12 protein-coding genes and 7 tRNA genes are annotated in these 14,877 nt (G+C 54.0%); 2 read left to right on the forward strand and 17 right to left on the reverse strand.

Features of this window, described 5'->3' with window-relative positions; genetic code table 11:
* Positions 1-12: 12 nt before the first annotated feature.
* A complete protein-coding gene (leuS, locus tag IP581_RS06445; RefSeq protein WP_086871535.1) occupies positions 13-2,595 on the reverse strand; it encodes a leucine--tRNA ligase in 2,583 nt (860 codons plus the stop codon).
* A 235-nt stretch (positions 2,596-2,830) separates the two neighbouring features.
* On the opposite strand from leuS, the gene IP581_RS06450 reads away from it, so the two are divergent.
* The gene (locus IP581_RS06450) at positions 2,831-3,313 is read left to right on the forward strand and encodes a zinc ribbon-containing protein (RefSeq protein WP_020457014.1); all 483 of its coding nucleotides are present in this window, start codon (positions 2,831-2,833) and stop codon (positions 3,311-3,313) included.
* Positions 3,314-3,354: 41 nt separating this feature from the next.
* Here IP581_RS06450 and gltL read toward each other — a convergent pair whose 3' ends face one another.
* The 9 genes from gltL to miaB form a co-directional block, all read right to left on the reverse strand.
* Positions 3,355-4,080: a glutamate/aspartate ABC transporter ATP-binding protein GltL gene (gene gltL, locus IP581_RS06455; RefSeq protein WP_097400608.1), complete on the reverse strand. Its 726-nt coding sequence runs from the start codon at positions 4,078-4,080 to the stop codon at positions 3,355-3,357.
* Positions 4,080-4,754: a glutamate/aspartate ABC transporter permease GltK gene (gene gltK, locus IP581_RS06460; protein ID WP_097400609.1), complete on the reverse strand. Its 675-nt coding sequence runs from the start codon at positions 4,752-4,754 to the stop codon at positions 4,080-4,082. The genes gltL and gltK overlap by 1 nt, the downstream gene beginning before the upstream one ends.
* A 2-nt stretch (positions 4,755-4,756) precedes the next feature.
* A complete protein-coding gene (locus IP581_RS06465) occupies positions 4,757-5,497 on the reverse strand; it encodes an amino acid ABC transporter permease (RefSeq protein ID WP_097400610.1) in 741 nt (246 codons plus the stop codon).
* A 158-nt stretch (positions 5,498-5,655) separates the two neighbouring features.
* On the reverse strand, positions 5,656-6,582 hold the full coding sequence (locus IP581_RS06470) for an amino acid ABC transporter substrate-binding protein (RefSeq protein WP_017455899.1): 927 nt from the start codon (positions 6,580-6,582) through the stop codon (positions 5,656-5,658).
* Positions 6,583-6,966: 384 nt separating this feature from the next.
* Positions 6,967-8,505 (reverse strand): apolipoprotein N-acyltransferase, encoded by a 1,539-nt coding sequence (gene lnt / locus IP581_RS06475; protein ID WP_193822071.1) that lies wholly within the window; start codon positions 8,503-8,505, stop codon positions 6,967-6,969.
* 5 nt (positions 8,506-8,510) lie between these two features.
* Positions 8,511-9,389 carry a CNNM family magnesium/cobalt transport protein CorC gene (gene corC / locus IP581_RS06480; RefSeq protein ID WP_097400695.1) on the reverse strand — a complete coding sequence of 293 codons (879 nt, stop codon included), beginning with the start codon at positions 9,387-9,389 and terminating at the stop codon, positions 8,511-8,513.
* A gap of 105 nt (positions 9,390-9,494) precedes the next feature.
* A complete protein-coding gene (ybeY, locus tag IP581_RS06485) occupies positions 9,495-9,962 on the reverse strand; it encodes an rRNA maturation RNase YbeY (RefSeq protein WP_193822073.1) in 468 nt (155 codons plus the stop codon).
* Complete coding sequence (locus tag IP581_RS06490; protein ID WP_045508990.1) at positions 9,959-11,005, reverse strand: PhoH family protein; 1,047 nt, start codon at positions 11,003-11,005, stop codon at positions 9,959-9,961. Before IP581_RS06490 ends, ybeY begins: the two co-directional genes overlap by 4 nt.
* A gap of 142 nt (positions 11,006-11,147) precedes the next feature.
* Entirely contained in the window at positions 11,148-12,572 is a 1,425-nt protein-coding gene (gene miaB, locus IP581_RS06495) for a tRNA (N6-isopentenyl adenosine(37)-C2)-methylthiotransferase MiaB (protein WP_097400612.1), read from the reverse strand.
* A gap of 171 nt (positions 12,573-12,743) precedes the next feature.
* Between miaB and ubiF the strand changes: the two genes are divergently transcribed.
* A complete protein-coding gene (ubiF, locus tag IP581_RS06500; protein ID WP_193822075.1) occupies positions 12,744-13,919 on the forward strand; it encodes a 3-demethoxyubiquinol 3-hydroxylase in 1,176 nt (391 codons plus the stop codon).
* Between the two features lie 95 nt (positions 13,920-14,014).
* Here the strand turns inward: ubiF and IP581_RS06505 are convergent.
* From IP581_RS06505 to IP581_RS06535, 7 genes are all read right to left on the reverse strand, one after another.
* Positions 14,015-14,089 (reverse strand) — tRNA-Gln (locus IP581_RS06505).
* A gap of 33 nt (positions 14,090-14,122) precedes the next feature.
* Positions 14,123-14,197 (reverse strand) — tRNA-Gln (locus IP581_RS06510).
* A 45-nt stretch (positions 14,198-14,242) separates the two neighbouring features.
* Positions 14,243-14,319, reverse strand: a tRNA-Met gene (locus IP581_RS06515).
* A gap of 28 nt (positions 14,320-14,347) precedes the next feature.
* Positions 14,348-14,422 (reverse strand) — tRNA-Gln (locus IP581_RS06520).
* Positions 14,423-14,457: 35 nt separating this feature from the next.
* A tRNA-Gln gene (locus IP581_RS06525) sits at positions 14,458-14,532 on the reverse strand.
* A 23-nt stretch (positions 14,533-14,555) separates the two neighbouring features.
* Positions 14,556-14,640: transfer RNA gene (locus tag IP581_RS06530), tRNA-Leu, on the reverse strand.
* 8 nt (positions 14,641-14,648) lie between these two features.
* Positions 14,649-14,725: transfer RNA gene (locus IP581_RS06535), tRNA-Met, on the reverse strand.
* Between the last annotated feature and the right edge of the window lie 152 nt (positions 14,726-14,877).

Genomic DNA, 14,877 nt, shown 5'->3' on the forward strand with positions numbered 1-14,877 from the left:
TTCCTCCCGCGCTTAGCCAACGACCAGATTAAGCAGTTTACCCGGTACGTAAATCACTTTACGCACGGTCACGCCATCAAGATATTTTGCGACCAGATGTTCCTGGCCTGCACGTTCACGCACCTGTTCTTCTGTCGCGTCGACGGCAACCGTAATTTTACCACGCACTTTACCGTTGACCTGGACGACGACCAGCGTGGTGTTTTCCACCATCGCGTTTTCATCAGCCACTGGCCACGGCGCGTTGTCGATATCGCCTTCACCGCCCAACGCCTGCCACAGCGTGAAGCTAACGTGCGGAGTGAACGGGTTGAGCATACGTACAACCGCCAGCAGAGCTTCCTGCAGCAGGGCGCGATCTTGTTCGCTCTCCTGCGGCGCTTTCGCCAGTTTGTTCATCAGCTCCATAATCGCCGCGATAGCGGTGTTAAAGGTCTGACGGCGACCGATATCATCGGAAACTTTAGCAATGGTTTTATGCACGTCGCGGCGCAGGGCTTGCTGATCTTCGCTCAGCGCAGCCAGATCCAGCGCGGCAACAGCACCCTGAGCGGTGTGTTCGTAAACCAGTTTCCAGACGCGTTTCAGGAAGCGGTTTGCCCCTTCCACACCAGATTCCTGCCACTCCAGCGTCATATCGGCTGGTGATGCAAACATCATGAACAGACGCACGGTGTCCGCGCCGTAACGCTCGACCATTTCCTGCGGGTCGATACCGTTGTTTTTCGACTTAGACATTTTGCTCATGCCGGTATAAACCAGCTCGTGACCTGCCGGATCGGTCGCTTTGACAATGCGGCCTTTCTCGTCACGTTCAACAATGGCGTCTTTCGGCGAAACCCAGTTACGCTCGCCGTTTTCACCCACGTAATAGAATGCGTCAGCCAGTACCATGCCCTGGCACAGCAGCTGCTTCGCAGGCTCATCGGAATTCACCATGCCCGCGTCGCGCATCAGTTTGTGGAAGAAGCGGAAGTAGAGCAGGTGCATGATGGCGTGTTCGATGCCGCCAATATAAATATCTACCGGCAGCCAGTAGTTAGCCGCTTTCGGGTCGAGCATGCCTTCGTTGTGCTGCGGGCAGGTATAACGCGCATAGTACCAGGAAGACTCCATGAAGGTGTCAAAGGTATCGGTTTCGCGTAGCGCCGGTTGGCCGTTAACGGTGGTTTTCGCCCACTCAGGGTCGGCTTTGATCGGGCTGGTGATGCCGTCCATGACGACATCTTCCGGCAGGATCACCGGCAGTTGATCTTCCGGCGTCGGGATCACCGTGCCATCTTCCAGCGTCACCATCGGGATTGGCGCGCCCCAGTAGCGTTGGCGGGAAACCCCCCAGTCGCGCAGGCGGAAATTCACTTTGCGCTCGCCCACGCCTTTGGCCGCGAGTTTGTCGGCAATGGCGTTGAAAGCCGCGGTAAAATCGAGACCGTCGAACTCTCCGGAGTTAAACAGCACACCTTTTTCGGTCATCGCTTGTTCGCTAAGATCCGGCTCAGTGCCGTCGGCGTTCAGGATAACCGGTTTGATCGGCAGGCCATATTTGGTCGCAAATTCGTAGTCGCGCTGATCGTGACCCGGAACGGCCATCACCGCGCCAGTACCATACTCCATCAGCACAAAGTTAGCCGCCCATACCGGGATGGCTTCGCCGGTCAGCGGATGAACGGCTTTCAGGCCGGTATCAACACCTTTTTTCTCCATCGTCGCCATATCGGCTTCCGCAACTTTGGTGTTACGGCATTCGTCGATAAAGGACGCCAGCTCCGGTTTGCTCGCGGCAGCCTGTTGCGCCAGCGGATGGCCCGCTGCAACGGCAAGGTAAGTTGCGCCGATAAATGTGTCCGGGCGAGTGGTGTAGACCGTCAGTTTCTGGTCGCTGTTCTGCACGTCGAAAGTGATCTCCACGCCTTCAGAACGGCCAATCCAGTTGCGCTGCATGGTTTTCACGGTATCCGGCCAGTGGTCCAGATTATCCAGATCATTCAGCAGCTCGTCGGCGTAAGCGGTGATTTTAATAAACCACTGCGGGATCTCTTTACGCTCAACTTTGGTATCGCAGCGCCAGCAGCAACCGTCGATAACTTGTTCGTTCGCCAGCACGGTCTGGTCGTTCGGGCACCAGTTCACCGCAGAGGTTTTCTTGTAAACCAGCCCTTTTTTGTACAGCTCGGTGAAGAACTTCTGTTCCCAACGGTAATATTCCGGGGTGCAGGTCGCCAGCTCGCGGCTCCAGTCATAGCCGAAGCCCAGCATTTTAAGCTGGTTTTTCATGTACGCGATGTTGTCGTAAGTCCACGGTGCTGGTGCGGTGTTGTTTTTTACCGCCGCGCCTTCAGCCGGCAGACCAAACGCATCCCAGCCAATCGGCTGCAGCACGTTTTTACCCAGCATGCGCTGATAGCGGGAAATCACATCGCCGATGGTGTAGTTACGGACGTGGCCCATGTGTAGTCGGCCAGAAGGATAGGGGAGCATCGACAAGCAATAGTATTTCTCTTTGCTCTCGTCTTCAGTGACTTCAAATGTGCGCTTCTCTTCCCAGTGGCGCTGTACTTTGGATTCTATCTCTTCCGGGCGGTATTGCTCTTGCATGGCAGCCAGTAGTCCTGTTTTTGCTACAGCTACAAATGTAGCGTTGTTACGTGATTTTTCGAAAGGCATAGCATAGCCCAAACGCCACTCTCAAAACAGCCTTTCCGCGAGGCGGGAATGAAATTGCCGCAGCCTTTAGCGGCTACTTTTTTGTCGACAGTGCGGGCGAGTCGGCATAGCGAGCAAGAAATAACGTCTACCATTAGAGAGAGTTACTGAACCGGGAGGCGAAACGATGAACAAGGTTGCTCATTTTTACCGTGAACTGGTGGCGGCGTTGACCGAGCGTTTACGCAATGGAGAGCGTGATATTGACGCACTGGTTGAACAAGCGCGCCTGCGCGTGGCGAAGACCGGCGAGTTAACGCGCACGGAGGTTGACGAGCTGATGCGCGCCATTCGCCGCGATCTGGAGGAGTTCGCCCTCAGTTACAGCGAAAGCCAGGAAGAAGTCACCGACAGCGTATTTATGCGAGTGATTAAAGAGAGTATCTGGCAGGAGCTGGCAGATATCACCGATAAAACCCAGCTTGAGTGGCGCGAAGTGTTCCAGGATCTCAATCACCACGGCGTGTATCACAGCGGCGAAGTGGTAGGGCTTGGGAATCTGGTCTGTGAGAAGTGCCACTTTCATCTGGCGGTTTACACGCCGGATGTGTTGCCATTATGCCCGAAATGCGGACATGACCAATTCCAGCGCCGCCCGTTTGAACCGTAATCCAAAAAAAGCGCCTGCCCGGTGTGGGCAGGCGCAGGTTGTTAATGCAGAATTTTTGCGAGGAAGTCTTTAGCACGTTCGGATTTCGGGTTATCGAAGAAAGCGTCTTTCTCTGAATCCTCGACAATTTTCCCTTCATCCATAAAGATCACCCGGTTCGCCACTTTGCGGGCAAAGCCCATTTCGTGGGTCACCACCATCATGGTCATGCCTTCGTTCGCCAGCTCGACCATCACGTCCAGCACTTCGTTGATCATCTCTGGATCGAGTGCGGAAGTCGGCTCATCAAACAGCATTGCCACCGGATCCATACAGAGCGCACGCGCAATCGCCACACGCTGCTGCTGGCCGCCAGAAAGCTGCGCCGGAAACTTGTTCGCATGTGCCGATAAACCCACGCGCTCCAGCAGTTTCAGCCCTTTTTCCCGTGCTGCGTCTTTATCACGCTTCAGCACTTTTACCTGCGCCAGCGTCAGGTTTTCGATAATCGACAAATGCGGGAACAATTCAAAGTGCTGGAACACCATCCCGACGTGAGAACGCAGCTTCGCCAGATCGGTTTTCTTGTCATTCACTTTGGTGCCGTTGACGACAATCTCGCCTTTCTGCACCGGTTCCAGACCGTTGACGGTTTTTATCAGCGTGGATTTACCGGAACCGGATGGCCCGCAAACCACCACTACTTCGCCTTTTTTCACTTCGGTGGAGCAATCGGTCAACACCTGAAAGTGACCATACCATTTAGAAACATTTTTCAGGGAAATCATTAGACGGTCCTTTTTTTCAGCCAGCTGACCAACAGCGAAGCACTCAAACTGATAACAAAATAGACAGCACCGGCAAACAGGATCATTTCAACTCGAGTCCCGTCGCGATCGCCAATATTCGTCGCCGTGCGGAAGAAATCCGCGAGGCTCAGGACATACACCAATGACGTGTCCTGGAACAGCACAATGCCCTGCGTGAGCAGCAGCGGAACCATAGCGCGAAACGCCTGCGGCAGGATGATGAGTTTCATCGACTGCCAGTGCGTCATACCCAGCGCCAGCGCGGCACTGGACTGCCCGCGGGAGATACTCTGGATGCCTGCGCGAATGATTTCTGAATAGTAGGCCGCTTCAAACATTGAGAAGGCCACCATCGCGGAAATCAGGCGGATATCGGTTTTGGGTGACAAGCCGAGCACATTTTGCAGGAAGCCCGGCACGATCAAATAAAACCACAGCAGCACCATCACCAGTGGAATAGAGCGGAACACGTTAACGTAGCTTTTGGCGAACCAGCGCAGTGGGGCGAAAGTGGACAGACGCATTACCGCCAGCAGCGTTCCCCAGACGATACCGACGACAATGGCAATCGCCGTGATCTTGAGCGTCATCATCAAGCCTGCCACCAGATAGGGCAGGGAAGGGAGAATTGAGTCCCAGTTAAACTCGTACATGATTATTTGCCTCCCATATTGCCTGGCAGGCGAATTTTGCGTTCAACCAGGCTCATCACCAGCATAATGACGCCGTTAATCAACACATAGGCGATAGTAATGGCAGTGAAGGTTTCCCACGCATGCGCCGAGTAATCAAGTAATTTGCTCGCTTGTGCCGCCATATCGACCAGCCCGATGGTGGAGGCGATGGCCGAGTTTTTCACCAGGTTCATCATCTCCGAGGTCATCGGCGGCACAATCACGCGATAGGCGTTTGGCAGCAATACATAACGGTAGGTTTGCGGCAGCGTCAATCCCATCGCCAGACCGGCGTTTTTCTGCCCGCGCGGGAGCGACTGAATCGCGGCGCGTACCTGCTCGCAAACACGCGCGGCGGTAAACAGCCCCAGGCAGACCATCGAAGAGACGAAGAACTGGATATTCGGATCCAGTTCCGACTTGTACCACATGCCAATATCTTCCGGCAGCAATTCAGGTACCACTTCATACCAGGTAAAAAACTGCACAATCAGCGGCACGTTGCGGAACAGTTCGACATAAAGGGTGCCAATGCCGGACAGGAAACGGTTAGGGACGGTGCGCAGGATGCCAAACAGGGAACCGACCAGGAAAGCGATAATCCAGGCCGTCACGGAAAGCGCGATGGTGACCTGAAAACCACTCCATAGCCAGCCAAGATAGGTGGTGTTGCCGAACGGGGCCTGTTCAAAGAATATTCCCCAGTTCCAGTCTATGGACATAAATCTACTCCGGAAAAAAAAGGGTAGCAGCGCTACCCTCGAAGATTGTATGAAGAGCGAGTTTTCGTGTTGAGTGGGGAACGACCACTCAACATATAGTCTGTCCGTGCTACTTCGACAATCGAGAGGGCAGGTAAACCCGCCCCTAATGGTTGTAATTAGTTCAGAGCTTTGTCATTCGGTTCTTTGAACAGCGCTTTCATATCATCAGAGAGATCGAAATTGAGGTTCATGTTTTTCGGCGGAATAGGGTTTTTAAACCATTTATCGAAGGATTTTTCCGCGGCACCCGAGGTCTGTAGCTGAGCGATAGTGTCATCCATCAGTTTTTTAAACTCCGGATCGTTTTTACGCAGCATACAGCCGTACGCTTCTTTCGATTGCGGTGTGCCGACGATGTCCCAGTTATCCGGTTTTTTCGCTTTCGCACGTTCGCCCGCCAGCAGGGCGTCATCCATCATAAAGGCCACTGCGCGGCCGCTTTCCAGCGTACGGAACGAGTCGCCATGGTCTTTCGCGCTGATAATGCGCATATCCATTTTCTTCTCGTCGTTCAGCTTGTTCAGCAGGATTTCTGAGGTAGTACCAGAAGTTACCACCACGGCTTTGCCTTTGAGGTCGGCGAAGTCTTTAATCGGGCCGCCTTTTTTGGTCAGCAGACGTGTACCCACCACGAAAATGGTGTCAGAGAACGCCGCTTGCTTCTGACGTTCAACGTTATTAGTGGTGGAACCACACTCAAAATCGAAGGTGCCGTTTTGCAGCAACGGGATACGGTTTTGCGAGGTGATAGGAATCAGTTTCACCGCCAGATCCGGCTTATTCAGTTTTTTCTTCACGGCTTCAACGATAGCGTTGGAGTAGTCCTGGGAGTAACCCACGACTTTTTGTTCATTGTCGTAGTAGGAGAACGGTACGGAAGATTCGCGGTGACCGACGACGATAACGCCGTTTTTAGCAATTTTAGCCAGTGTAGCTTGTTGATCAGCCGGCGCTGCGTCGGCAGGTTTTGCATCTTCAGCATGCACCAGACCGGCGGACAGTCCCATCACCAGCATCGCGGCGGCCAGTTTACGTAATTGCATATCCAGACTCCTTTATCGTCAGCGCCAGAGACGCGTATTGATACCCATTGTGTGTATTGTGTTTTTGTTGTTCTGCGACAATATCGTGCAGTGTCGTGTGTGTTTGTTACATTCAGTCTGGCTTAATGTAAAGATTTTGCTGCGGTATTGTTTATTTTTGCGAGGCGCGCCGCACCGTTTAGAGGCAAAAATCTTCCATTGCACCAGATTGGTGCTGCTGTTGTTTCCTGCTGGTGCGACATAAGTTGCACATAAGGATTCCATAGCTGCCTGATAGATATAAGCAAACCGCATGCCAAAAACGGCTTAATCGTAAATTTCGCATAACGAAGAGAGGAGGCCCGGCAAGCAGAACGCTACCGGGCAGAAGAGCGGGGAAAGGGATTAACGGCGGCGCTGACGCAAGCCCATCACCAGGGCGCCAAAGCCCAGCAGCACGGTGATAATCCATAGCGGCCAGTTGCCCGTGCGGGCATAGGGCGTGAGGCCTGAGGTCGGCGTCACCTTCGCCGTCAACACTTCACGGGTAAATTGCGGGATCATCGCCTGGATTTCGCCCTGCGGGCCAATGACCGCTGTAATGCCATTATTGGTGCTACGCAACAGCGGGCGGGCGAGTTCCAGCGCGCGCATCCGCGCCATCTGGAAGTGCTGCCACGGGCCGATGGATTTACCAAACCACGCGTCATTCGAGATGGTCAGCAAGAAGTCGGTATCCGGACGGAAATTATCACGCACCTGCTCACCAAGGATGATTTCGTAGCAGATCGCTGCCGTCAGCGTTAGCCCATGGGCCGTCAGCGGGGGTTGCACATAAGCGCCACGGCTGAACGAGGACATCGGCAAATCGAAGAACGGTGCCAGCGGACGCAGAATCGACTCCAGCGGTACAAACTCGCCAAACGGCACCAGATGGTTTTTGTTGTAGCGATCGCTTGAGCTGTAGCTGTAAGCGTTGTCTTTGCCGAGTGTAATGATGGTGTTGTAGGTATCGTAACGGTTTTGCTTATTGAGACGTGAATCGACAATCCCGGTGATAAGCGTACTGTTGTTTGCCCGCAGCAGATTATCCATCGCGCTTAAAAAGCGTTGCTGGTTAATTTCCAGATCCGGAATGGCGGACTCCGGCCAGATAATCAACTGCGATTTACCCATCACCTGCTCACTGGCTTCGCTGTAGATTTTTAGCGTATTGAGCAGCTGGTTTTCGTCCCACTTCATCGATTGTGGGATGTTTCCTTGCACCATCGACACCTGAGTGGTGCGCTCCGGCAGCAGTTGATACCACTGGATATAACGCAGTGGGAAGGGCAGAGCGAACAGCACAACGGCGATAACCAATGGGCGCAAGCGACGCTGCATTACCGCCAGCACCACCAGACCGCTCACCACCATCAGTAAGAAATTGATCGCTTCAACGCCAAGCACCGGCGCAAGGCCTTTCAGCGGCCCATCTATCTGGCTGTAGCCAAACTGGAGCCATGGAAAACCGGTTAACACCCAGCCGCGCAGAAACTCGGTGATTTGCCAGACGACGGGCGCGGCGACGGCCAGCCGCAGCCAGGTGGTATGTGGCCACAGACGCGACAATATACCGGCGAACAGCCCGGTATAGAGCGACAAATAGGCCGCCAACAGCACCACGAGGAAAATATTGACCGGGCCTGGCATGCCACCGAACTGGGCGATACTGACGTACACCCAGTGCACGCCGCTGCCAAACAGACCAAGCCCCCAGAAATAGCCAATCCAGGCTGCCTGTAACGGGCGGCGATTGAGGGTTAAACCCTGTAGACCAATCAGGGAGATAAGTGCGGCGGGCCAGAAGTCATAAGGAGAAAAAGCCAGCGTTCCGCTGGCTCCGAATAACAACGCCAGCAGCAGACGTATGCGCTGGCGCTCAAACAATGCGGCAAATACCATTTATATTACTCATCCAGTTTCGGTTGCGGAGAATCATCCGGCATTCTGACATGGACCTGAATAATACGTCGACTATCAGCCATAGCGACCTTGAATTGGTAACCATCAATGTCAATCGATTCCCCGCGCGCAGGCAAGTGGCCGAACGCCTGCATCACCAGACCTCCAATGGTGTCTACTTCATCATCACTGAAGTGAGTGCCGAAGGTTTCGTTAAAATCTTCAATCGGGGCCAGCGCGCGTACTGTCCAGGTGTGGCGGCTAAGCTGGCGGAAATCGATATCCTCTTCTTCGTCATATTCGTCTTCGATTTCGCCGACAATAAGCTCAAGAATATCTTCAATCGTGACCAGGCCGGAAACGCCACCGAACTCATCAATAACGATCGCCATATGGTAGCGCTGGGAACGGAACTCTTTCAGCATGCGATCGACACGCTTGCTTTCCGGCACCACTACCGCCTGGCGTAACACTTTTTCCATGCTGAACGCTTCGGCATCGCTGCGCATAAAGGGCAGCAAATCCTTAGCCATCAGGATCCCTTCGATGTGATCTTTATCTTCGCTGATCACCGGAAAACGCGAGTGGGCGGACTCGATAATGACATCGAGACATTCGTCCAGCGTCTGGTTGCGTTTCAGGGTGATCATTTGGGAACGGGGGATCATGATGTCGCGAACGCGCTGGTCCGCAATGTCCATTACCCCTTCCAGCATGTCGCGCGTATCGTTGTCGATAAGCTCGTTCTGCCCGGAGTCTCGGATCAGTTCCAGCAGTTCATCACGGTTTTTCGGTTCGCCGTGAAAGAGCTGGCTGAGTAAAAGGGAGAAGAATCCCTTTTTATTGTGGGTGTTGTCGCTACTGTGTGAGTTATCGTCGCTCATGGCGTCGTGTGGGTTCTCGTGTTGGTTAATCTGTCGCTCGTCGCGCGTAAACTCAGCGCCGGACGGCATTTCTTGCGAGTGGCGCGCAGTAATCTGCGCGCCAACTTACTCTTTCTCGGAAATGTACGGATCCTCATAGCCCAGAGCAAGCATTATCTCTGTCTCGATCCCTTCCATCTCTTCGGCTTCATCGTCTGCAATATGGTCGTAACCGAGCAGGTGTAAACTACCGTGCACCACCATATGTGCCCAGTGAGCATCCAGCGGTTTACCTTGCTCCTGGGCTTCCTGTTCTACGACCTGGCGACAGATAATCAAATCGCCAAGCAGCGGCATTTCAATGCCTGGTGGTGCTTCAAACGGGAACGAGAGCACGTTAGTCGGCTTATCTTTCCCGCGGTAGGTCAGGTTCAGTTCGTGGCTTTCCGCATTGTCGACCAGGCGAATGGTGACTTCCGCTTCTTTCTGAAACTGCGGGATAACGGCGTCAAGCCACTTCTGGAACTGCGCTTCTTCCGGCAGGCCGCTGTTATCTTCACACGCCAGCTGTAGATCAAGGATCACCTGACTCATTTCTGCTCCTGCTCCTGGGCTTCGCGTTTGCGCTCGGCGGCCAGTTCTGCTTTACGTTTCTGTTCGGCTTCTTCCCACGCTTCATAGGCGATAACGATGCGGGCAACCACCGGGTGGCGCACGACATCTTCGCTGTGGAAGAAGTTAAAGCTAATTTCGTCGACGTTCGCCAGCACTTCGATGGCGTGACGCAAACCGGACTTGGTGTTGCGCGGCAGGTCAATCTGCGTGACGTCGCCGGTAATCACCGCTTTGGAGTTAAAACCAATACGCGTCAGGAACATTTTCATCTGTTCGATGGTGGTGTTCTGGCTCTCATCAAGAATGATAAACGCGTCGTTTAACGTACGGCCGCGCATATAGGCTAACGGCGCGACTTCAATGACGTTGCGCTCAATCAGCTTTTCAACGCGTTCAAAACCAATCATCTCAAACAACGCGTCATACAGCGGGCGCAGGTAAGGATCGACTTTCTGGCTGAGGTCGCCGGGCAGGAAACCGAGTTTTTCACCCGCTTCCACTGCCGGGCGCGTTAGCAGAATGCGGCGTACTTCCTGGCGTTCCAGTGCATCCACCGCTGCGGCGACCGCAAGGTAAGTTTTACCGGTTCCCGCCGGGCCAACGCCGAAGGTGATGTCGTGGTCGAGCATATTCGCGACGTACTGCGCCTGGTTCGGCGTGCGCGGTTTAATCACGCCACGCTTGGTCTTGATATGGATAGCTTTACCGTACTCCGGCACGCTCTCGGCGCTCTGCTCCAGCACGCGCGCTTCTTTGATAGCCAGGTGGATCTGTTCCGGTTCGATATCCTGAATCTGGCCGCGCATCGGCGCGGTATCGACATACAGGGTGCGCAGAATATCGGCAGCGGCATTCACGCAAATTTCGCGTCCGGTGAGTTTGAAGTGATTATCGCGGCGGTTGATTTCGATGCCCAGTCGCCGCTCCAGTTGTTTGATGTTGTCGTCAAACGGGCCGCACAGACTCAGCAGACGTGCGTTGTCCGCTGGCTCAAGGGTAATTTCACGCGTATCTATATTCAAACTGTTCCTCTTTTCGATGTGTCGAGGGCGATGCCCATTAGGGAATTATTCACGGCATATAAAGAAGTCGCAAGCATTGCGCAAGATGTTGGGGTCGGCGAGGGGAAAAGCAAGGCCTGCCAGAAACGGCAGGCCGGTGGTATTACGGTTGGTACAGACCGACGCCGAGGTCGTTCTCTTTACGCGTACGGGCAATAACAGATTGTGGCGATTCCACCACGCGCAGACCCATTTCTTCTTCGGTACGCACCAGCACGCCGCGCAGGGAGTTCGGGTAGACATCGACGATTTCCACATCGACAAATTTACCGATCATCTCCGGCCTGCCTTCGAAGTTCACCACGCGGTTATTTTCGGTGCGACCAGACAGCTCCATGATGTTCTTACGCGAAGTTCCTTCTACCAGGATGCGCTGGGTCGTGCCGAGCATACGGCGGCTCCAGGCCATCGCCTGCTGGTTAATACGCTCCTGCAAAATGTAAAGACGCTGTTTTTTCTCCTCTTCCGGCACATCATCTACCATATCGGCAGCGGGTGTGCCCGGACGTGCGGAGAAGATGAAGCTGTAGCTCATGTCGAAGTTAACATCGGCAATCAGCTTCATGGTTTTTTCGAAGTCTTCGGTGGTTTCACCGGGGAAGCCGACGATAAAATCGGAGCTAATCTGAATGTCCGGGCGCGCCTCGCGCAGCTTACGGATAATCGCTTTGTATTCCAGCGCGGTATGCGTGCGGCTCATCAGATTCAGTATGCGGTCAGAACCACTTTGCACCGGCAGATGCAGGAAGCTCACCAGCTCCGGCGTGTCGCGATAGACATCAATAATGTCATCGGTGAACTCAATCGGGTGGCTGGTGGTGAAACGGATGCGATCGATGCCATCAATAGCGGCGACCAGGCGCAGCAATTCAGCAAAGGTGCCGATGCTGCCATCGTAGTTTTCACCACGCCAGGCATTCACGTTCTGACCAAGCAGGTTCACTTCGCGTACGCCCTGGGCCGCCAGTTGCGCGATTTCAAACAGGATATCGTCGGCAGGGCGGCTGACTTCTTCACCACGGGTATAAGGCACCACGCAGTAAGTGCAGTATTTGTTACAGCCTTCCATTATTGATACAAACGCGGTCGGGCCTTCGGCACGCGGTTCCGGTAAGCGATCGAATTTTTCAATTTCCGGGAAGCTGATATCGACCACCGGGCTACGGGTGCCACGCACGGAATTGATCATTTCCGGCAAGCGGTGCAGGGTTTGTGGCCCAAAAATAATGTCGACATAGTGCGCGCGCTGGCGAATATGGTCGCCTTCCTGAGACGCCACGCAGCCGCCAACACCGATAATCAGATCGGGGTTTTTCTCTTTCAGCAGCTTCCAGCGCCCCAACTGATGGAAGACTTTTTCCTGAGCCTTTTCACGGATTGAGCAGGTATTAAGCAGCAGCACATCCGCTTCTTCCGCCACCTCGGTCAGTTGATAGCCGTGAGTGGCATCCAGCAGATCGGCCATCTTCGATGAATCGTATTCGTTCATCTGACAGCCCCAGGTTTTTATGTGGAGTTTTTTTGTCATCGACTTGCTCTTGCTTAAGTTCGTATACGCTGAGTATGACGGGTATCAGCCAGGATTGCAGGCCGCGTATTGTAATGCTTTGGTCGCGTGCTGACCAGTATGACGGTTGTCAGCCTCAAGGGGTAAAAAATCCGGTAAACTTGATGGATTATCGTTTAAGGACAAGTAGCCATGACAAATCAATCCACTGAAGTTGCCATCGTCGGCGGCGGAATGGTCGGCGGAGCACTGGCACTGGGGCTGGCGCAACATGGTTTTGCCGTGACCGTGATTGAAAAACAGGAGCCAGCAGAGTTTGATGCAGCGGCACAGCCGGACGTACGCATTTCGGCAATCAGTGCCGCATCGGTGGCCTTACTGCGCGGGTTGGGTGTCTGGGAGAGCATTCAGGCCATGCGCTGTCACCCTTATCGGCAACTGGAAACCTGGGAGTGGGAAAGTGCGCATGTGGTGTTCGACGCTCGCGAGCTGAAGTTGCCGCTGCTTGGTTATATGGTGGAAAACACAGTGCTCCAGCGTGCGCTGTGGGAGGCGTTACAGGCGCAGCCGCAGGTAACGCTGCTTACGGCTAAAGAATTAACCGCGCTTCAGGCAAACAATGAATGTCAGCAATTAATGTTTGCGGATGGGGACTCGTTAACGGCAAAGCTGGTGGTAGGGGCCGATGGCGCGAATTCCTGGGTACGGCAAGCGGCGGGGATTGGCATTCACGCCTGGCAGTATCAGCAATCCTGCATGTTGATCACCGTTCAGTGCGAACACGAAGCGGGTGATAGCACCTGGCAACATTTCACGCCTGACGGCCCGCATGCTTTTTTACCGCTGTTCGATAACTGGGCGTCGCTGGTGTGGTATGACACCCCGGCGCGTATCCGTCAGTTACAGACATTGACGATGGCGCAACTGGAGCAGGAGATTGCCCGGCATTTCCCGGAGCGCTTAGGTGCCGTTAAACCGGTCGCCGCAGCCTCTTTTCCGCTGACTCGTCGCCATGCACTGCAATATGTCAGGCCAGGGCTTGTGCTGGTGGGGGACGCGGCGCATACCATTCATCCGTTGGCCGGACAGGGCGTTAATCTGGGATATCGCGATGTGGATGCGTTGCTGGATGTATTGACCAGCGCGCGTACGCAGGCGGAAGCCTGGTCCAGCCACGCGGTGTTAAAGCGTTATCAGATGCGACGTATGGCGGATAACTTTATTATGCAAAGCGGTATGGATCTGTTTTACGCCGGGTTCAGTAACTCGCTTGGGCCGGTGCGTCTGCTGCGGAATATCGGTTTGATGGCGGCGGAACGCGCGGGTGTGTTGAAACGTCAGGCGCTGAAATATGCGTTAGGTTTATGACGTCTGGCGGTGAGCGTGTGTTAACACGTTCACCGCCAGGTTGTACCCGGCGATAAAAACAAAAAAGCCCGCCGAAGCGAGCTTTTTTGTTTTATTGGCTGGGGTACGAGGATTCGAACCTCGGAATGGTGGAATCAGAATCCACTGCCTTACCGCTTGGCGATACCCCAAAAGTGCGTTCGCAAAGGCAAACGTCTTTGAGATGGCTGGGGTACGAGGATTCGAACCTCGGGATGGTGGAATCAGAATCCACTGCCTTACCGCTTGGCGATACCCCAACAAATCTTTTTCAGGCTTAACGCTTTAACATTAGACCGTAAATATGGTGGCTACGACGGGAATCGAACCTGTGACCCCAGCATTATGAGTGCTGTGCTCTAACCAGCTGAGCTACGTAGCCAAGTTTTACTGCTTTCCCAGTCATCGACTGGCTGGGGTACCTGGATTCGAACCAGGGAATGCCGGTATCAAAAACCGGTGCCTTACCGCTTGGCGATACCCCAACGACTAGTGCGTTACGCAGGAGTCGAAGAAGAGATGGCTGGGGTACCTGGATTCGAACCAGGGAATGCCGGTATCAAAAACCGGTGCCTTACCGCTTGGCGATACCCCATCCGTGCAACGCTTACCTGGGAATGGTGCGGGAGGCGAGACTTGAACTCGCACACCTTGCGGCGCCAGAACCTAAATCTGGTGCGTCTACCAATTTCGCCACTCCCGCAAAAAAGATGGTGGCTACGACGGGAATCGAACCTGTGACCCCAGCATTATGAGTGCTGTGCTCTAACCAGCTGAGCTACGTAGCCATCTTTTTTCGCGTTACCTTATCAGCGTTGCGGGGCGCATTATGCGTATTGGGCCTTACAGCGTCAATACCTTTTTCATCGAAAATTGCCGGAATGTGACTGTTTGGTTAGGTTGCGAACAGCATGACGCTTTATTGGGCGAAAATAGATTT

The organism is Kosakonia pseudosacchari, assembly GCF_015167415.1.
Classification (GTDB): Bacteria; Pseudomonadota; Gammaproteobacteria; order Enterobacterales; family Enterobacteriaceae; genus Kosakonia; species Kosakonia pseudosacchari.

Bases quoted from the DNA above. Each gene is read 5' to 3' on its own strand.
- leuS (WP_086871535.1), bottom strand. From the start codon at position 2,595: ATGCAAGAGCAATACCGCCCGGAAGAGATAGAATCCAAAGTACAGCGC.
- IP581_RS06450 (WP_020457014.1), top strand. From the start codon at position 2,831: ATGAACAAGGTTGCTCATTTTTACCGTGAACTGGTGGCGGCGTTGACC.
- gltL (WP_097400608.1), bottom strand. From the start codon at position 4,080: ATGATTTCCCTGAAAAATGTTTCTAAATGGTATGGTCACTTTCAGGTG.
- gltK (WP_097400609.1), bottom strand. From the start codon at position 4,754: ATGTACGAGTTTAACTGGGACTCAATTCTCCCTTCCCTGCCCTATCTG.
- IP581_RS06465 (WP_097400610.1), bottom strand. From the start codon at position 5,497: ATGTCCATAGACTGGAACTGGGGAATATTCTTTGAACAGGCCCCGTTC.
- IP581_RS06470 (WP_017455899.1), bottom strand. From the start codon at position 6,582: ATGCAATTACGTAAACTGGCCGCCGCGATGCTGGTGATGGGACTGTCC.
- lnt (WP_193822071.1), bottom strand. From the start codon at position 8,505: ATGGTATTTGCCGCATTGTTTGAGCGCCAGCGCATACGTCTGCTGCTG.
- corC (WP_097400695.1), bottom strand. From the start codon at position 9,389: ATGAGCGACGATAACTCACACAGTAGCGACAACACCCACAATAAAAAG.
- ybeY (WP_193822073.1), bottom strand. From the start codon at position 9,962: ATGAGTCAGGTGATCCTTGATCTACAGCTGGCGTGTGAAGATAACAGC.
- miaB (WP_097400612.1), bottom strand. From the start codon at position 12,572: ATGACAAAAAAACTCCACATAAAAACCTGGGGCTGTCAGATGAACGAA.
- ubiF (WP_193822075.1), top strand. From the start codon at position 12,744: ATGACAAATCAATCCACTGAAGTTGCCATCGTCGGCGGCGGAATGGTC.